The organism is Streptomyces sp. NBC_00872 (genome assembly GCF_045161915.1).
Classification (GTDB): domain Bacteria; phylum Actinomycetota; class Actinomycetes; order Streptomycetales; family Streptomycetaceae; genus Streptomyces.
This window is the reverse complement of the sequence record NZ_CP108806.1, coordinates 6,935,143-6,953,160: the sequence shown is the minus strand read 5'-3', so window position 1 is coordinate 6,953,160 and position 18,018 is coordinate 6,935,143. Positions and strand designations below refer to the sequence as shown.

Below are 18,018 nucleotides of genomic sequence, written 5' to 3'. Positions count from 1 at the left end.
TGTCCATCCGTTGTCCCTCCGTGCCGGTCAGTTCTCCAGGAACGGATAGTCGATGTAGCCCTTGTCGTCGCCGCCGAAGAAGGTCGCCGGGTCAGGGGTGTTGTACGGTCCGCCGGCCTTCAGCCGGTCCGGCAGATCGGGGTTGGCGAGGAAGAGCGCCCCGAAGGAGACGATGTCCGCCGTACCGTCCTCGATCAGCTTCAGCTCGTCGGCGCCGGTGAAGCCCTCGGTCGCGGCGTTGAGGACGAGCGTGCCCGAGAACTGCTTGCGCAGAACGACCGTCAGATCACGGGTGTTCTCGATCAGATGCAGATAGGCGAGGCCGAGCGGCTCCAGCTCCTTGACCAGCGCGATGTACGCGGCGTCGGGCTCGGGCTCCACGATGCTGTTGTACTGGTTTCCGGGCGAGATCCGGATCGCGGTGCGCGAGGCGCCGATCTCGTCGGCGACCGCGCGGGTCACCTCGACCGCGAAGCGGATACGGCCCTCCACCGAGCCACCCCACTCGTCGGTGCGCAGATTGGAGCCGGGGGCCAGGAACTGGTGGATCAGATAGCCGTTGGCGCCGTGCAGCTCGACACCGTCGAAACCGGCCTCGATCGCGTTGCGGGCGGCGGAGGCGAAGTCCGCGATGGTCTCCCGTACCTCGTCGGAGGTCAGCTCGTGCGGGGTGACGAAGTCCTTGGGGCCGTCGTGCAGATAGACCTGTCCCTGCGCGGCGACGGCGGAGGCGCTCACCGGCACCAGACCGTCGGGAAGCAGGTCCGGGTGGCCGATCCGGCCGGCGTGCATGATCTGGGCGAAGATCTTGCCGCCCTTGGCGTGTACGGCGTCGGTGACCTTGCGCCAGCCCGCGATCTGCTCGGCGCTGTGCAGACCGGGGGTGTCCGGGTAGCCCTGGGCGACCACTGAGGGCTGGGTTCCCTCGGTGATGATCAGACCGGCGGAGGCGCGCTGCGCGTAGTACTCCACCACCGAGTCGGTGGGCGAGTGGCCGGGGCCGAAGGCACGGCTGCGGGTCATCGGAGCCATGGCGATGCGGTTGGCGAGCTGCGTACCCGAGAGGTCGATCGGGTCGAACGCTGTGGTCATGAACGCTCCCGGAGCGGTGAATGGCCGGCGGTGAACGGCCGGCACGACAGACATGGCGACTGCGATGGCACCGACCGGTATGTGGTCGGCCAAGTAATCAACCGTGGATCACCCTAACGTATTCCTTGGCCGGCCAAGCTAAACTCTTTCCCATGACCTCGGAGCGCACGGACGACCCTGCCTGTACCGGCGACGCGCCACCCGACCTGCCACGCGACCCGTCGGACGAGTTGCCGGGCGAACTGCCGGACGCGGACGGCCCGTCGGGCGATCTGCCCGGCGCCGCACGCGGCGGCCCGGTCAGCCACAGCCTGTCCCGGGTCGCGCGGCTGCACCGCATCGCGGCGGCGAAGCTGCTGCGGAGCGCCGGCCTCTACCCGGGCCAGGAGCTTCTGATGATGTATCTCTGGGACACGGACACCGCGCGCCAGTCCGAACTGATCAAGTCGATGGATCTCGATCCGTCGACCGTCACCAAGATGCTCCAGCGGCTGGACCAGGCCGGGTATGTGAAGCGCTCGGCCGATCCGGGGGACCGGCGGGCGGTGCTGGTCGAGGCGACCGGGGAGAGCTGCGCCCTGCGTTGGGAGGTCACGAACGCCTGGACGACCCTGGAGGAACACACGCTGGCGGGGCTCGACGACACCGAGCGCGAGGAGCTGACGCGGCTGCTCGCCAAGGTCGAGACGAACCTCTGCCGGGAGACCCAGGAGTGTCCGGGACGGCACGGGGAGACGCGTACGGCGGAGGTGCCCGGTCCGGCGGAGGAGCGACCTTCGGCGGAGGCCCCCGGTCCGGCCGAGGAGCGCCGCCCGCGGACCGGGCAGCAGCACCGGGCGTAGACCGGTCGACAGCGCCGGCGAAAGCCGGGTGCCGGGAGGGGCGATCGACGATGGACGAGCGACTGGACGGACTCCGCCACGGCCTGGGCGAGTTCTGCGCCGGGGCCCTGGCGGAGCACGGCGCCCCCTCGGTCTCGGTCGCGGTGGCCGAGCGGGGCGAGGTGGTCCTCGCGGAGGCGTACGGCACGGCCGACACCGCCACCGGCCGCCCGGCGACACCCGCCACGGCGTACGGACTGGCCTCCGTCACCAAACCGGTCACGGCGACCGCCGTCTGTCTGGCGGCCGACGAAGGACTGCTGGACCTGGACGAGCCGGTGCCCGGGGCCGTACGGATGCCTTCCGCCGGCCACGACCGGTGGCCGGCGCCGACGGTACGTCAGCTGCTCCAGCACCGGGGCGGCCTCGGCGCGTTCTACGCCTGGCACTACGGAGACGGCGCGCGGACGGTCGACGCGGACGCCTACACCCGGCTCCACCGGGAGCCCGGCACCGGCTTCGAGTACGCGAATCTCGGTTACCGGGCCCTGGGGCGACTGCTGGAGACGGTCACCGGGCAGGAGTTGAGCGCGTTCGTACGGGAGCGGGTGTTCGAGCCGCTCGGGCTCACCGGCTGCCATATCGCCCGTACCTATCCGGGCCCCGCGCCCTCGGCGGTCCGCTACACCGTCGACGGCCGCGCCTACCCGGACTACGGCTGCGACCACCCCGGTGCCACCCTCGGCTGGGCCCCGGCCGGTGAACTGGCGCTCTTCGCGCAGTCGTACGAGCGGCTGCTGAAGCCGGACACGGCCGCGGCCATGAGGACCGGGCTCCCGATCAACACCCATGTCGGCTACGGGCTCGGCTGGTGTGTGTCGCGCGCCGAAGGACCCGCGGTCGGCGCGGACCTCACCGTGCTCAGCCATGGCGGCGGCGGGGGCGGGGTCGCGGCGATGACGGTCGCCGTACCCGGACGAGAGCTTTCCCTCGCCGTGCTGTCCAACAGCACCGGTAAGGCGGCGCGCGACGCGATCGTCCGGTACGTACTGGACGCACTCGTCCCGGGCTGTACGAGCGAGCGGATCTCCCCGTCGATCCCCGACCCCGATCGTCCTTCGAGGCTGCCGGCGGGTGGTGCGTGGGCGGGCAGGATCGGCACGCCCGAGGGCGATGTCCCCATAGCGGTGCGCTCCCTGACGGCTCGTCAGGGAAGCCGTCAGGGGAGCCGTCAGAGCGATCACCAGGTCGGTCCTCAGGTCGAGATCCGACTCGGTGACGGCGACGGCGACGGCACGAGCGAGGGCGCCGCCACGGCCGCCCCCATGATCGCCCGCGCCCCGGCCCTCGCCTCGGACGCCTGGGATCTACGGGCCGATGTCCCCTGGCAGTTGCCGACGGCGGACGCGCGCGTCAACAGTCCTCACCTGCTCCTCGGCCTCCGGCTCGAAGGGAACAGGCTGACCGGCGTGGCCCAGGCCTACAAGTCCGGTGACGCGGAAGGTCTGCTGGGGAACTTCCTCACCCACCCCTGCGAACTGACCCGACTGACCCAACTGACCTGACTGGCCTGACCGACCGGGACCGACCGGGACCGACCGGGACCGACCGGGACCGACCGGGACCGACCGGGACCGACCTGGCTGATCGGACCGGCCGATTCGGCCGGGCCGGTCACTCAGCCGGCCAGCACATCCAGCGCCCGGTCCACATCCGCGGTGGAGTTGTAGATGTGGAAGGCGGCCCGCACATTGCCCGCGCGGATCGCGACGGCCACCTCGGCCCGTTCGAGGTCCGGGTGACGGTGCGTCAGCCCCGGTACGGAGACGATGACGGAGCCCTCGGCGGGAACCGGCTCATGGCCGAGGCCGATCAGACCCTCCCGGAAGCGGGCGGCGAGAGCCGTGTTGTGCGCGCGGATCGCGTCGACTCCGATCTCCTCCAGCAGCGCGAGGGACTCGGCGGCGCCGTGGTACGAGAGGAAGGACGTCGGTTCGTCGAAACGGCGTGCGGAGTGCGCCAGTTCCTTGACGGGACCGTAGGTGCTGCCCCAGAGGTCCTCCCCCGCGATCCAGCCCGCGTGCAGCGGCGCCAGCGACTCCTGCGCCTCCTCGGTCACCGTGAGGAATGACGTACCGCGCGGACAGACGAGGAACTTGAACCCGCCGGTGACGGTGTAGTCAAACGCCCCCGCGTCCACGGTGAGCCAGCCCGCCGACTGGGTGGTGTCGACCAGCGTACGGGCGCCGTGCGCGGCGGCGGCGGCCCGTACCGCCGCCAGATCGGCGATCCGGCCGTCCGCCGACTGGACCGCGGAGAACGCCACCAGCGCGGTGCCCGGCCGTACCGCCTCCGCGAGGTCCGCCAGCGGCGCGTACCGCAGCTTGAGATCGCCCCGTACGGAGAACGGTGTGATCACCGAGCTGAAGTCCCCTTCGGGGACGAGGACTTCGGCGCCCGTGGGCAGTGAGGCCGCGATCAGTCCGACATGGATCGAGACCCCGCCGCCGGTGGCGACACGCTCGGCCGGCACACCGGCGAGCCGGGCGAAGGAGGCACGGGCGGCGCCGACGGCCTCGAAGTTCCCGGCACCCGCCCCGCGCCCGCTCGCGTTCTCCTCGGCCAGCGCGTGCACGGCGTCGACGGCCCTGCGGGGCAGCAGACCGCAACTGGCGGTGTTGAGATAGGTCGTCTCGGGCGCGAACTCGGCGCCTCCCAGGGTGTCCATGAGCCCACCCTGGAACCCGCCTACCTCATAGTCAATCGCTTAATACTAATGAGCACACCCAAGCAGTCCTTATGAATGGGCTCCGGCCTGCGGAATCTCGCAGGATCCGTCGGTGTCGCACACCGCGGCGTCCGGCGCGGTGACGGCGACGGGCGTGATCACACGTCCCTGCCACGCCTGCTCCAGGGCCTGGGTGAAGAGCTCGGCCGGCTGCCCGCCGGAGACTCCGTACCGCCGGTCGAGTACGAAGAACGGCACCCCGTTCGCCCCCAGCTCGGCGGCCTCGCGCTCGTCGGCCCGTACATCGTCGGCGTACGCGTCGGGGTCGGCGAGGACCCGGCGCACCTCGCCCTCCGCGAGCCCGGCCTCGACCGCGAGGCCCACCAGGGTCTCCTGGTCGTAGACGGAACGGTCCTCGGCGAAGTTGGCCTTGTACGCGAGATCCAGCAGCGCGTCCTGCCGGCCGTGGGCCTTGGCGAGATGGAGCACCCGGTGGATGTCGAACGTACTGCCGTGGTCGCGCCCCTCGGTCCGGTAACCGAGGCCCTCGGACCGCGCGTTGGAGGCCACGTGCTCCTCCATGGCGAGCGCCTCCTCCCGGCTCCGCCCGAACTTCTCCGCCAGCATGTCGACCACGAGACCGACATCCCCCTTGGCCCGCCCCGGATCCAACTCGAAGGACCGGTGCACCACCTCGACCTCGTCCCGGTGGGCGAAGGCCGCCAGCCCCTTCTCGAAGCGGGCCTTCCCGATGTAGCACCAGGGACAGGCGATGTCACTCCAGATCTCGACGCGCATAGCTCCGCTTCTCTCCGCTTCGGTACCAGTCCAAGCGGAGACCCCCTCCGCCAGTACGGGAACACCCTGCCCCGCCACCCCATTCCCGCGCCGCTCTCCCTCGTCAGCTCGCGTCCGTCGGAGCCATCGTCCCGGCGGCCCCGGCCGAGGCCGGCATCGTCTCGGCGAGTCCGACCGCGGTCGCTTCGAGAAGGAAGCTGAGTTTCGGGGCGAAGTCGAGGGCGACATGGCCCCAGCGCGGCATCTGCTCGTACAGGGCGGCGAGCGTCGGAGTCGGGTGCGACACCTGCCAGAGGCTCGCCGCGAGCGCGAGTGCCGTGGCCAGCAGGCCCTCGATCTGCTCGGCCGTCATACCGCTCGCGCGATCCAGTGTGCTCACGATCTCGTCGTGAGCGGCGAAGGCGTTGGTCTTGTACCGGCGGGCCCGTTCGATGTCGACGTCGCCTTCGAGCGACAACGGGACATGGGTCAGCAGGTCGCAGAAGACAGGCAGCGAGGCGAGAGTCCCGGCGACGAGCTTCGCGATCTGCCTGGCTCCCAGCCCGGTGCGATCACCGGCCTCGCCCTTGATCGCGTCGCGCCACCGGCCCCATCCCCGCTCCGCCAGTTCGAGAAGCAGTTCCTCCTTGCTGGCGTAGTAGCGCCGTACGCCGGTGCGGTGCAGGCCCGCGCGTTCGGTGACCGGCGCCAGGGTGATGTGCCGGACGCCGCCGAGCTCCAGGGCGAGCGCCTCGGCCGCCGCCAGCAGGTCTTCGGAGCGACGTGTCTTGTCCTCGGTCGATCGGGCTCTGCGGTGCATACCGGAACTCTAACGCTCGCGAGGTGCGCTATTCCGTGGACCCATGCTACGTTCGCCGTAACGCATCACGAGGTGCGTTACGGCGCGTACGACTCCTGGATCGCGACCTTCAGCGGTCATGCGCGAACCAGCGCGAAAGAACGCGAACCAGCGCGAAAGAAAAGGACCAAGCATGAAAGCCGTTCACCTCACACGATTCGGCGACCCGAGCGTGCTGGGCGTCGTCGATCTGCCCGATCCGGAACCCCGGCCCGGACAGATCTCGATCGACGTCACCCACGCGGCCGTCGGGCTCATCGACGTCTTCTTCCGCCAGGGGCTGTTCAAGGACCAGGAGGGGCTGCCCCAGCCGCCGTTCGTTCCCGGTCTTGAGGTCGCGGGCACGGTACGCGCGCTCGGCGACGGGGTGACCGGCTTCACGGTCGGCGAGAAGGTGGTCACGCTCTCCGCCACCGGCACGGGAGGGTATGCCTCGGTGCTCGTCAGCGACCAGGCCCTCGTCATATCCACGGAGGGCTACGGCATCGATCCCGCCCTCGCCGTCGCGGCCGTCCCCAACGCGGCGATGGCCTCCCTCGCACTCACCCGCGTCGCCCGCATGTCCGCGGGTGAGAGCGTCCTCGTCCACGGCGCCCTGGGCGGTTTCGCGTCCGCTTTTCCCGGCATCGCACGACAGCTCGGCGCTTCACGGGTGGTCGGTTCCGTCCGCGCCGGCAAGCTGGAGGCGGCCTCCGCCACCAGACTGCCGTACGACGAGATCGTCGACTCCGCCGAGTTGCCCGACGCCCTCCACGGCCAGACGTTCGACGTCGTCATCGACCCGGTGGGGGGTGCGGTCCGCGCCGGGAGCCTCGATCTGCTGGCACCGTCCGGCCGTCTCCTGCTGGTCGGCAACGCGATTGGCGACTGGGGCAGTCTCATCGACAGCAACCGGCTCTGGCTCGGCGGTGTGACCGTCTCCGGGTTCTCGGCGGGCTCCTACATTCCGGCGCACATGGAGGAGCTCCGGCCCGCGGCCGAGGCCGCGCTGAGGGCGGTCGCGGACGGCCTGGCCGAGACCGAGGTCGATGTCCTCCGACGCCGTGACCGCGCACGAACGGATGGAGAGCCGCTCGGTCAACGGCCGCATCGTCCTCACACCGTGAGCGCCGAGCCCGTCCGCCGACGACCCCCGCCCGCTGCCACCCCGGCCACCTCGGCGGCCTTCTGCCGGGGTCAGTCGTGGTCCGGGGTGGCCGGGGACGGGACCGGGCGGGGGCGGGTCCGGGGGGACTTGCCGTGTTCGTCCAGGGGGTGTGCCGGTGTGCGGAGTGCGCGTACCTGGGGAGCCAGCAGGGCGGCGGCGGTGGCGAGGACGACCAGAGCCGCGCAGCCCGCGAGGGCGGGACCCGTACCGGTCCTCGCGGCGATCGGGCCCGCGATCAGCAGGCCCAGCGGGGCGAAGGCCAGGGATCCGAAGATGTCGTAGGAACTGACGCGGGAGAGCACCGCTTCGGGCACCTCGCGCTGGACGGTGGTGGACCACAGCACTCCGAAGATGTCGTTGGCGACACCCGCGCAGAACATGGCGGCGGCGATCGACCAGACGGGCGCGTGCGCGGAGAGCAGGATCATGGGGGCGGCGGCCGGGAAGGTCGCCAGCACCGCGACCAGGACCGGCCGGCGCACCCGTACGCGCGTGGCGATACCGGCGCCCGCGATCATTCCCAGCGCCTGGGCCGCGACGATCAGCGACCAGGCCCGTGCGCCGCCCAGCCCTTCCTCGGCCACCAGGGGGCCGAGGACCCCGAGGGTCGCGTTGATCGCGGCGACGACGACGGCGTACTGGGCGACCACGGCCCACAGCCACTGCCGGGAGGCGAACTCGTGCCAGCCGTCCCGCAGATCCGCCCAGCCGGAGGAGACGGCGCGGGGCGAGGTGGTGAGCCGCAGAGCGTTCACGAACAGCGCGCTGACGGCGAAGGACGCGGCGTTCAGCGCGAGGGCCCAGCCCGCGCCGACCAGGGCCACGGTCACCCCCGAGAGCGCGAGGCCGAGCAGCATGGCGCTGTTCGTGCCGATCCGCAGCGCGCCGTTCGCCCGCTGGAGACGGGAGGCGGGCACGATCAGCGGGACGACACCCTCCATCGCCGGCAGGAACATCGCGGTGGCCGTCCCGGCCAGCACCGCCAGGACGCACATGGCCCACAGGGGCGCGTGGCCCGTGAGCACCATCGCGGCCAGTCCCCCGTACGCGGCGGCGCCGACGACATCGGAGAGAACCATCAGCCGCGAGCGCGACATACGGTCGGCGATCACCCCGCCGACAAGGACGAAGAGAAGCTGCGGAAGTGCCTGGCAGGCGAGCACCAGCGAGAGCTTCCCGGGCCCCGCGCCGGGGAGGGCCAGCACCGCGAACGCCAGCGCCACCCGCGCGAATCCGTTGCCCAGCACCGAGACGGTGCGGGCCGCCGCCAGAAGGAGAAACCGCCGGTCACGGAGGAGCGGCGCGGGCGCCGAGGCTGCTGTCATGGCGAGCCACCCTAGGCCCTGTCCGGCCGTACGCGTCCACGCGTCCCCGCCCCTGCCTCACCCGCGCCTTCGCCCCGCCTCAGCTCCCGTCCCGCAGGTCCGCCAGGCCCGTTGGCCGGAACGCGATGCCGTCGAACGTCACCGCGCACCCCTCGCCCGTCGGTGACTGCACCAGGAAACCGACCCGGGCCGTCGCGATCTCCTCCGCCGTCCCGAGCGTGAAGACACGGACGAACGTCCACCGTTCGCCGTCCGGAGAGGCGTGGAAGGCGAACGCCCTGCCGGTGCGGCTGACCCGTAGCCAGAAGCTCTCGCCGTCCACCTGGAAGGAGTTGGCGTCGTCGGAGTGGCCGCGGGTGACGACCGTGCAGATCGTCGGACGTTCGGGGGACAGCTCCAGACAGAGCTTGGCCCACTGCCGCTCGGCGACCTCCAGACAGAGCACCCCCGCGTCGAAGGCGGCTTCGAAGCCGACCGTGACCCGGGCGAGAAGCTGGAAGTCGCCGTCCGGTACGCCGAGCAGCCGGGGCGCGTCGGAGGCCGGGTCCAGGGACTCCCGCGACGGCGGTACGAAACGGTCCTGGCGCGGGCCCGCCCGGCCGGTCAGCGCCCCGTCCCCGTACGCCCACGCGCCCTCAGGACCGTACGGCCGCAGCGGGAAGGGCAGTTCAGGGAGGCCGAAGGACTCGGGAAGCGCGGCCCTGCCCTCAGTCACCTGCGTAACCCTCCGCGTGGCCGTCGACACGGCGCGGCACACCCAGCGGATTCTCGTCGGTCAGCTCCGGCGGGAGCAGCGCCGCCGGCGTGGACTGGTACGTGACCGGGCGCAGCCAGCGCTCGATCGCCGTCGCGCCGACCGAGGTGGAGGTCGAGGTGGTCGCCGGGTACGGGCCGCCGTGGTGCTGGGCCGGGGCGACGGCGACACCGGTCGGCCAGCCGTTGACCAGGACCCGCCCGGCGAGCGGTGTCAGTTCGGCGAGCAGCTCGGCGGTCCCCGGCACGGTGCCCGCGCTCTCCGCCTCCGCGAGCTGGAGCGTGGCGGTGAGATTGCCGGGCAGCCGGGCGAGAACCGAGCTGATCTCGTCGGTCGAGCCGTACCGCGCGACCACCGTCACCGGACCGAAGCACTCCTCCAGCAGGAGATCGTGCGGTCCGGCCTTGGTGAGCAGTTCGGCGGGCAGGGAGAGGAAGCCCGCGCTGACGGTGTGTTCGCCGCCCGCGCCGGGGGTGATCGGGGCGTCGACGTCCGGCAGCGCGGCCCGTTCCCGTACGCCCGCGACAAAGGCGTCCCGCATCCGGTGGTCGAGCATCACCCCGGGCTCGGTCTCGCTGACGGCCGCGGTGAGGGAGGTGACGAGCCGGTCGCCGGCCTCGCCGGCCGGGGCCAGGACGAACCCGGGCTTGGTGCAGAACTGCCCCTCCCCCAGCGTCATGGAGCCCGCCAGCCCGGCACCGATCTGCTCGGCGCGCTCGTCGGCCGCCGCCTCGGTGATCACCACCGGGTTGAGCGAGCCCAGCTCGCCGTGGAACGGGATCGGCGCGGGCCGGGCCGCCGCCGCGTCGAAGAGGGCGCGCCCGCCGCGTACGGATCCGGTGAAGCCGGCCGCCGCCACCAGCGGGTGCTTGACCAGCTCGACGCCCGCCTCGAAGCCGTGCACCAGCGTGAGGACGTCCTCGGGCAGCCCGACCCGGGCCGCCGCCCTGCGCAGCACGGAAGCGCACAGCTCGGAGGTGCCCGGGTGGTCGGGGTGCGCCTTGACGACGACGGGGCAGCCCGCCGCGAGCGCGCTCGCGGTGTCGCCGCCGGGCACCGAGAAGGCGAGCGGGAAGTTGCTCGCGGAGTAGACGGCGACCACACCGAGCGGCACCTTCCAGCGGCGCAGATCGGGCCAGGGCGGAGTACGGCCGGGGTCGGCGTGGTCGATCCGTACGTCGAGGAAGGCCGCTTCCTCGACGACCTCGGCGAAGGCACGCAACTGGGCGGTCGTACGCGCGAGTTCACCGGTGAGCCGGACGGGTCCGAGAGCGGTCTCGGCGTCCGCGGCCTCGATGACGTGCTCACCGGAGGCGTCGAGCAGATCCGCCGCCGTACGGAGCAGGGCGGCGCGGACGGTACGGTCGGCGAGCGCGCCCCTGGCGGCGTACGCACCCCGCACCGCGCGGTCGATCTCCTCGGCCGTGGCCTCGTGCGCGACCTGTTCACGTGGCTTCCCCGTTCGGGGGTCGACACTCCAGACTGGTGCTGCTGCCACCGCGGCTTCCTTCCCGACTGCCCGACCCGTCCGACCCGCCCGACTCTCCCGATGCGTGACCGGTGGACCGTTCGAGCGTTTCGACCGTTTCAACCGTTTGGACCGACTGTCACCCATCGGAACTTGTTCGGTATTCTGAACAGGATTCCTGATAGTGAATCTGTAGGGACTCTATTTCCGCGCGTTCTGTGTGGTCAAGAGTGGTCCGGAAGGCGAAAAGGGGCGAGGACGATGTCGGCTGCTGAGACCGGTGGAGCACAAGTCAAGTCCGCCGTACGGACGGTGGAACTGCTCGAATACTTCGCGGGGCGCCCCGGTATGCACTCCCTCGCCGCCGTCCAGGAGGCGGTCGGCTACCCCAAGTCCAGTCTGTACATGCTGCTGCGCACGCTGGTGGAGCTGGGCTGGGTGGAGACGGACGCGACGGGCACGCGGTACGGCATCGGCGTACGGGCCCTGCTGGTCGGCACCTCGTACATCGACGGTGACGAGGTCGTGGCGGCGGCCCGCCCCACCCTGGACCGGCTCTCCGACGACACCACCGAGACCATCCACCTCGCGCGTCTCGACGGCACCAATGTCGTCTATCTCGCCACCCGTCAGTCCCAGCACTATCTGCGGCCCTTCACCCGGGTCGGGCGCAGACTCCCGGCCCACTCGACCTCGCTCGGCAAGGCGCTGCTCGCGACCCACAGCGACGAGCAGGTGCGCAAGATGCTGCCGGAGACCATGCCCGCGCTGACCGAGCACACCATCACCGACCGGGAGAAGCTCATCGAGGAGCTGCACACCGTCCGTGAGCAGGGCTTCGCCGTGGACCGTGAGGAGAACACCCTCGGGCTGCGCTGCTTCGGTATCGCGATCCCCTACCGGACCCCGGCCCGCGACGCCATCAGCTGCTCGGTGCCGGTGGCGCGGCTCACCCCGGGACATGAGCAGATGATCAAGGACACCCTGTTCGACGCGCGCGACCGGCTCACGCTCGCCACCCGGCGGCTCTGATGAACGCCGGGAGCGAAGTGCGTCTGCGCGAGGTCCGGGAGAGCGATCTGCCGCTCTTCTTCGCGATGGCGCAGGACCCCGAGGCGAACCGGATGGCCGCGTTCACCGCGGAGGACCCCGCCGACCGGGCGCGTTTCGACGCCCACTGGGCACGGATCCTGGACTCGGCCGGGATCGTCGCGCGCACGGTGCTCGCCGAGGGGGCGGTGGCGGGGCACGCGGCGGTGTACGGGCCGGCCGAGGAGCGTGAGGTGACGTACTGGATCGACCGCGCCCGGTGGGGCCGCGGCATCGCGACCGCCACACTGCGGGCGCTGCTCGACACCGTGCCGGAACGGCCGCTGTTCGCCCGGACCGCCGCCGACAACGCGGGCTCGATCCGGGTGCTGGAGAAGTGCGGGTTCACCGTCACCGGCCGGAACAGGGACTACGCGCCGGGGCGTGGCGAGGAGACCGACGAGGTGCTCCTCACCCTCGAAGGATGAGCATCCCCCGGGGATGAGCCAGCCTCGAAGGATGAGTCGCCCAGGGCGCCACAGGCGCTCCGAAGCGCCCGCCACCCACCACCCGCCACAAGACCCCCGCGAGGCCTTCCTGAAGAGTTCCTGAGAAGCGAGGCCACGGGGAACACCGCCCCCGCCCCCGCTCGTCCCCCGTACGGGACGACGCACGGGGATGAAGATGAACAGAACGATCAGACACACGGCGGTGGTCTGTCTGTTGATGGTGCTGGCCCTGCTGGTACGGGCGACCTGGGTGCAGGCGTACGAGGCCAAGGCCCTCGCCGACGACAAGCACAACAGGCGGCAGATCATCGCCCAGTACGCACAGCCGCTGGGCGACATCATTGTGGCCGGTTCGCCCGTCACGGGCTCCAGGAAGACGGAGGGCGGCGATCTCGCGTACGAGCGCACCTACACCGACGGCGCGCTCTACGCGCCCGTGACCGGCTACAGCTCACAGGCGTACGGCTCCACCCAGCTCGAAGGCATCTACTCCGATGTGCTCGACGGGACGGACAGCCGGCTGAAGAACCCGCTCGACGCGGTCCTGGGCAAGCAGACGGCGCCGGGCGATGTCCTGACGACGATCGATCCCGCCGTACAGGAGGCCGGCTACGCCGCGCTGGGCGCCAAGAAGGGCGCCGCGGTCGCCATCGACCCGGTGACCGGCCGGGTGCTCGCGGTGGTCAGCACCCCCTCGTACGACCCGACGAGGATCAGCGGAACGACGGACGGCGACGCCTGGAGCTCACTGACCGGCGACCCGGCGAAGCCGATGGTCAACCGCGCCCTGCGGCAGCCGCTGCCGCCCGGCTCGACCTTCAAGCTGGTCGTCGCGGCGGCGGCGCTGGAGAACGGTCTGTACGGCTCGGTCGACGAACGGACCGACAGCCCCGATCCGTACCAGCTGCCCGCCACGGCCACCGTCCTGCGGAACGAGAACGGCTCGGCGCCGTGCGAGAACGCCAGCATCCGTACCGCCCTCGCGTACTCCTGCAACACCGTCTTCGCGAAGATGGCCGACGACCTCGGCCAGGAGAAGGTGCGTGCCATGGCGGAGAGGTTCGGTTTCGGCGACACCACCCAGGATGTGCCGGTGCGGGCCTCGGAGAGTGTCTATCCGTCCGGCATGGACCGGGCGCAGACGGCGCTGACGGGCATCGGCCAGTTCGATGTGACCGCGACCCCGCTCCAGATGGCCATGGTCTCGGCGGCCCTGGCCAACGACGGGACGCTGGCGGCGCCGCACATGGTGTCGAAGGTGGTGGACGCGAGCGGTGACACCTTGCGGTCGTACCCGGACGGGGACACGACCCGGATCGTCTCCTCGTCGACGGCGGAACAGTTGCGCAGCGCGATGGTGACGGTCGTCGAGGACGGTACGGGGACGAACGCCAGGATCGACGGCGCCGAGGTGGGCGGTAAGACGGGTACGGCGCAGCACGGCGTGGACAACAGCGATACGCCGTACGCCTGGTTCACCTCGTACGCGAAGGACTCGGCCACCGGCAAGGAGGTGGCGGTCGCGGTGGTGGTCGAGGACTCGGGCGCGGCGCGCTCGGAGGTCAGCGGCAACGGCCTGGCGGCTCCGATCGCGCGGAAGATGATGACGGCGGCCTTGGGGTGACCGCCCTGACGTGACCGCGCCGAGGTGACGGCGCCATGTGACCGCGCCGAGGTGACCGCGTACGGCAGCCGTCGTATGGTCCCGGTCGTACGATCCCCGCCACGTGACCCCGGCCGCATGATCCCCCCGGGCGACGGGCCGACCGGCCGACAGAACCGGTCGGCCGGCCCGCCACGCCGGGGGGGATCCTGCGAGGGCAAGCCGTTACGCGCTCTGCGCGGCCGCCTCCTCCGCCGTGATGCGCGGCCTGTCGGCCACCGCCATCCGCTTGGCGGTCCGGCCCGCGGCCGTCGGCGCCGGGTCCGCCGGGCGCCGGGTGTGCCAGTCCGTCACCGCCTGGTACGCGGCGGCGACCTCCAGCAGCCGGTCCTCCTCGTACGGCTGGCCGCCGAGGATGACCCCGGCCGGGATCCCCGACGTGAAGCCCACGGGGAAGGCGATCTCCGGCAGTCCGAGGATGTCGAACGGCACGGGCCCGGTCTGGAGCAGCACATCGCAGCGGGCCATGACCCCGTCGAGCACCTCGCGCAGCAGATGGTTCTTGGCGCGCTGCGCCGTGATCCACTCGTCGCCGGAGAGCATCAGCCCCTGGAGCCAGCTCAGCAGGGAGACCCCGAACTTGGCCGGGTCCTCACGCAGCCAGTACCGGAACGGCTCGGTCCGCTCGGACAGCCGCGCGTCGTTGAACGAACCGGTCAGCAGCGACCAGTCGGCCGGATAGGTGACATCGACGAGCGTCACCCCGGAGATGGAGTCGAGCTTGTCGAGGAACGCCCGGCGCAGATCGGCCGCGGAGCTCAGGAAGTCCGCGGGCACACCGATCCTGGTGGCCCGGCGCAGCTTCACCTTGCCCCGCGAGACCACCGGGGTCGCGGCCCGTACGAGATCGGGGAGGGCGGGCAGGCCGAGGGTGCGCGGGTCGTGCGGATCGGGACCGCCCATCACCGCGAGCATCAGCGCCGCGTCCATCGCGTCGCGCGCCAGCGGTCCCGGGTGGTCACGGGTGTAGGAGAGCGGGATCACGCCATAGGCGGAGACCCGGCCCATGGTCGGCTTCAGCCCGGTGAGATTCTGCCGGTTGGAGGGCTGGACGATGGATCCGCCCGTCTGCGTACCGATGGAGGACGAGGCCAGCCGTCCGGCGACGGCGCAGGCGGGGCCGGTGGAGGAGCCGCCGGGGTCGGTGGCGGGATTCTCCGGGGTCCAGGCGTTGACGGTGGTGACCGTTCCGTTCGGGGTGGTCGCGCGGGTGGTGGCCAGCGGTCCCATCTGCCCCTTGCCCAGCACGATGCCGCCCGCGGAGGTGAGCCGTGCGACCGCGGTGGCGTCGTAGTCGGGTACGAAGTCCTCGAAGATGAAGGAGTTGCAGCGGGTCGGCACTCCGCGCGTGTAGTAGTTGTCCTTGATGCAGAGCGGGACTCCGCTCAGGACCCCGCCCCGCCCGCCGCCGCGGTCGGCCTTGCGCGCGGCGGCGAGCGCGCTCTCGCCGGTCACCTCGGCGAACGCCTGATAGGTGGAGTCGTAGGTCTCGATGCGGTCGAGGTACGCCTCGACGAGCGTGGTGGACGTCAGCTTGCGGCGGCTCATCAGGACGGCGGCCTCGGCGAGCGTCGCCTCGGTGGGATCACGGCGTGCCGCGTCGCGTACGTCGATGTCGGGGAGATACGGCTTGCGCCCGGCCGAGCCCGCCGAGCCGCCGGAGCCGCTGGAACCGCTGGAACCGCTGAAAGAAGACGTGTGCGCGGCGGCGGGGGTCGCGAGGGCGGATCCGCTGATGACGGCGCCCGTCACCGCGGCCGAACTGGCCAGGAAGGCACGGCGGTTGACGGCACGGCGGTTGACATCGGGGCGGTCTGCGGCGGGGCGGTCCACGGCGGGGCTCATCGTGCGTCCGCCTTTCCGGTCCAGGCCTCGGTGATCGAGGGATAGAGCAGCGGGGGCGAGGCCTGCTGGGCGTACGCCGCGGCCGGGGTGCCGGTCACCGGCGGTGTCCAGCCGGCGATGGCGGCGGGGCCTCCGGTCACGAAGGAGCGCAGCGAGCGCAGCGCCTGGTCACGGGTGGGGACGCCGGTCTCGGGGTCCGGCTGCGCGGGCAGCAGATCGAGGTCGACGCCGGCCAGGGCGAGTCTGGTCCGTATGTACGCGTCCAACTGCTCCTGGGTGGGCGGCTGAGGCTGGCTCAAAAGAACCTCCGGGAAGGTGCATGCCGTGCGGGGGGTGCGGGCGTGACTCCATCAGCCGCCGATGACTGCCCCATTGAGCACATGCTTCATGGGTGTTACATCGAACGCACCCCCGCGACCCCGCGCACCCCCGGCCGTACCCCGGCCGCACCCCCGGCGACCTGGCACGACGCCCGGCACCGCGGCTGCCGCTACGTCACATTGAGCAACTGCTCGACGGGGTCGATCGCGAAGTAGACGAGGAACAGCGCCGCCGTCCCCCAGAGCAGCCAGTGCACCTCACGGGCCTTGCCCAGCACTGTCTTGATCAGGACGTACGCGATGAACCCGGCGCCGATGCCGTTGGTGATCGAGTACGTGAACGGCATGACGGCGATCGTCAGAAAGGCCGGGATCGCGATCTCGTACTTCTCCCAGTCGATGTGCCGCACCTGGGTCATCAGCAGGAAGCCCACCACGACCAGCGCCGGGGCCGCCGCCTGCGCGGGGACCACCAGGGCGAGCGGGGCGAGGAAGAGGGAGAGTCCGAAGAGGGCGCCGGTGACAAGGGAGGCGAAGCCCGTACGCGCGCCCTCGCCGACGCCCGCCGCCGACTCGATGTACGAGGTGTTGGAGGAGGCGGAGGCCGCGCCGCCCGCCACCGCCGCCGCGCCGTCGATCAGCAGGACGCGGCCGAGATGGGGCACCTTGCCGTTCTCGTCGAGGAGTCCCGCCTCGCTGGAGACACCGACGACCGTGCCCATGGTGTCGAAGAAGTCGCTGAGCAGAAGCGTGAAGACGAGCAGGACGAGTGTGATCACACCGATCTGCTCGAAGGCGCCGAAGAGGCTGAAGGAGCCGACGAGCCCGAAGTCGGGCGCGGCGACGACGTCGTCGGGGACGGACGGTGCGGTCAGGCCCCAGGCGGTGGGCGCGATATCGGCGATCTCGTTGATGACGACGGCCACGACGGTCGTCACGACGATACCGATGAGGATCGCGCCCCTCACCTTCCGCGCCACCAGCGCGACGGTCAGCAGCACACCGAGGCAGAAGACCAGGACGGGCCAGCCGGAGAGCTGCCCCGACGCGCCGAGCTGCACCGGCACGGAACCGGTCTCTCCGGGGATACGGGTGACGAAGCCCGCGTCGATGAAGCCGATGAAGGCGATGAAGAGGCCGATGCCGACGCTGATGGCCTGCTTGAGCGAGTGCGGGATGGCGTGCATGACCGCCTCGCGCAGCCCGGTCACGACCAGCGCGCAGATCACCAGTCCTTCGAGGACGATCAGCCCCATCGCGTCGGGCCAGCTCATCAGCGGCGCGAGCTGGAAGGCGACGACGGCGTTGAGTCCGAGGCCGGCGGCGATGGCGAGCGGCAGATTGCCGCCGAGACCCATGACCGCGGTCATCACGGCGGCCACCAGCGCGGTGGCGGTGACGAGTTGGGGCCCGGAGAGATGGGCGCCGAACTTGTCCTCGGCACCACCGAGGATGATCGGGTTGAGCACGAGGATGTAGGCCATCGTGAAGAAGGTGGCGAAGCCGCCGCGCACCTCGCGTCCATAGGTCGAACCGCGCTCGCTGATCTTGAAGTACCGGTCCACGGCGTCGCGTCGGGACCCGGTGGCGCTCTCCGGGCTCTCTGGCGACTGCGGGGTTGGGTCCACGGTCTGGCCTGACATGGGGCTCCTCTTGCCGACGACGGTCGCGGGGGGTAGAG

Annotated in this window: 15 protein-coding genes and 1 pseudogene; 6 read left to right on the top strand and 10 right to left on the bottom strand. The window is 71.3% G+C overall.

What is annotated here, in order from left to right:
• Window positions 1-27 precede the first annotated feature (27 nt).
• Window positions 28-1,092 (bottom strand): alkene reductase, encoded by a 1,065-nt coding sequence (locus tag OG214_RS29700; RefSeq protein WP_363084434.1) that lies wholly within the window; start codon window positions 1,090-1,092, stop codon window positions 28-30.
• Window positions 1,093-1,322: 230 nt separating this feature from the next.
• Here OG214_RS29700 and OG214_RS29695 point away from each other — a divergent pair, with 230 nt between their 5' ends.
• Entirely contained in the window at window positions 1,323-1,934 is a 612-nt protein-coding gene (locus tag OG214_RS29695) for a MarR family winged helix-turn-helix transcriptional regulator (RefSeq protein ID WP_405987654.1), read from the top strand.
• Between the two features lie 50 nt (window positions 1,935-1,984).
• Window positions 1,985-3,478, top strand: coding sequence for a serine hydrolase domain-containing protein (locus OG214_RS29690; RefSeq protein WP_405986464.1), 1,494 nt, complete (start codon window positions 1,985-1,987; stop codon window positions 3,476-3,478).
• A gap of 113 nt (window positions 3,479-3,591) precedes the next feature.
• Here OG214_RS29690 and OG214_RS29685 read toward each other — a convergent pair whose 3' ends face one another.
• The 3 genes from OG214_RS29685 to OG214_RS29675 all read right to left on the bottom strand — a co-directional run bounded on the left by OG214_RS29685 (window position 3,592) and on the right by OG214_RS29675 (window position 6,238).
• Window positions 3,592-4,641 carry an aminotransferase class V-fold PLP-dependent enzyme gene (locus OG214_RS29685; RefSeq protein ID WP_405986463.1) on the bottom strand — a complete coding sequence of 350 codons (1,050 nt, stop codon included), beginning with the start codon at window positions 4,639-4,641 and terminating at the stop codon, window positions 3,592-3,594.
• 69 nt (window positions 4,642-4,710) lie between these two features.
• Window positions 4,711-5,439, bottom strand: coding sequence for a DsbA family oxidoreductase (locus OG214_RS29680; protein WP_363081558.1), 729 nt, complete (start codon window positions 5,437-5,439; stop codon window positions 4,711-4,713).
• Between the two features lie 103 nt (window positions 5,440-5,542).
• The gene (locus OG214_RS29675; protein ID WP_405986462.1) at window positions 5,543-6,238 is read right to left on the bottom strand and encodes a TetR family transcriptional regulator; all 696 of its coding nucleotides are present in this window, start codon (window positions 6,236-6,238) and stop codon (window positions 5,543-5,545) included.
• A 118-nt stretch (window positions 6,239-6,356) separates the two neighbouring features.
• Here OG214_RS29675 and OG214_RS29670 point away from each other — a divergent pair.
• A pseudogene (locus OG214_RS29670) lies at window positions 6,357-7,271 on the top strand (zinc-binding alcohol dehydrogenase family protein); the annotation flags it as partial.
• A gap of 182 nt (window positions 7,272-7,453) precedes the next feature.
• Here OG214_RS29670 and OG214_RS29665 read toward each other — a convergent pair.
• From OG214_RS29665 to OG214_RS29655, 3 genes are all read right to left on the bottom strand, one after another.
• The gene (locus OG214_RS29665; RefSeq protein WP_405986461.1) at window positions 7,454-8,749 is read right to left on the bottom strand and encodes an MFS transporter; all 1,296 of its coding nucleotides are present in this window, start codon (window positions 8,747-8,749) and stop codon (window positions 7,454-7,456) included.
• Between the two features lie 79 nt (window positions 8,750-8,828).
• Window positions 8,829-9,464, bottom strand: coding sequence for a DUF1349 domain-containing protein (locus OG214_RS29660; protein WP_405986460.1), 636 nt, complete (start codon window positions 9,462-9,464; stop codon window positions 8,829-8,831).
• Entirely contained in the window at window positions 9,457-11,001 is a 1,545-nt protein-coding gene (locus OG214_RS29655; RefSeq protein ID WP_405986459.1) for an aldehyde dehydrogenase (NADP(+)), read from the bottom strand. The genes OG214_RS29660 and OG214_RS29655 overlap by 8 nt, the downstream gene beginning before the upstream one ends.
• A 231-nt stretch (window positions 11,002-11,232) precedes the next feature.
• On the opposite strand from OG214_RS29655, the gene OG214_RS29650 reads away from it, so the two are divergent.
• The 3 genes from OG214_RS29650 to OG214_RS29640 all read left to right on the top strand — a co-directional run bounded on the left by OG214_RS29650 (window position 11,233) and on the right by OG214_RS29640 (window position 14,133).
• Entirely contained in the window at window positions 11,233-12,003 is a 771-nt protein-coding gene (locus OG214_RS29650) for an IclR family transcriptional regulator (RefSeq protein WP_363081564.1), read from the top strand.
• On the top strand, window positions 12,003-12,488 hold the full coding sequence (locus tag OG214_RS29645; RefSeq protein ID WP_363081565.1) for a GNAT family N-acetyltransferase: 486 nt from the start codon (window positions 12,003-12,005) through the stop codon (window positions 12,486-12,488). The genes OG214_RS29650 and OG214_RS29645 overlap by 1 nt, the downstream gene beginning before the upstream one ends.
• 196 nt (window positions 12,489-12,684) lie before the next feature.
• Window positions 12,685-14,133 (top strand): penicillin-binding transpeptidase domain-containing protein, encoded by a 1,449-nt coding sequence (locus OG214_RS29640; protein WP_405986458.1) that lies wholly within the window; start codon window positions 12,685-12,687, stop codon window positions 14,131-14,133.
• Between the two features lie 204 nt (window positions 14,134-14,337).
• Here the strand turns inward: OG214_RS29640 and OG214_RS29635 are convergent, their stop codons facing one another.
• The 3 genes from OG214_RS29635 to OG214_RS29625 all read right to left on the bottom strand — a co-directional run bounded on the left by OG214_RS29635 (window position 14,338) and on the right by OG214_RS29625 (window position 17,980).
• Window positions 14,338-16,017 (bottom strand): amidase, encoded by a 1,680-nt coding sequence (locus OG214_RS29635; protein ID WP_405986457.1) that lies wholly within the window; start codon window positions 16,015-16,017, stop codon window positions 14,338-14,340.
• Window positions 16,014-16,316, bottom strand: a complete 303-nt coding sequence (locus tag OG214_RS29630; protein WP_363081568.1) for a hypothetical protein — start codon at window positions 16,314-16,316, stop codon at window positions 16,014-16,016. Before OG214_RS29630 ends, OG214_RS29635 begins: the two co-directional genes overlap by 4 nt.
• Before the next feature lie 191 nt (window positions 16,317-16,507).
• Window positions 16,508-17,980, bottom strand: coding sequence for an NCS2 family permease (locus OG214_RS29625; RefSeq protein ID WP_363081569.1), 1,473 nt, complete (start codon window positions 17,978-17,980; stop codon window positions 16,508-16,510).
• Window positions 17,981-18,018 lie beyond the last annotated feature (38 nt).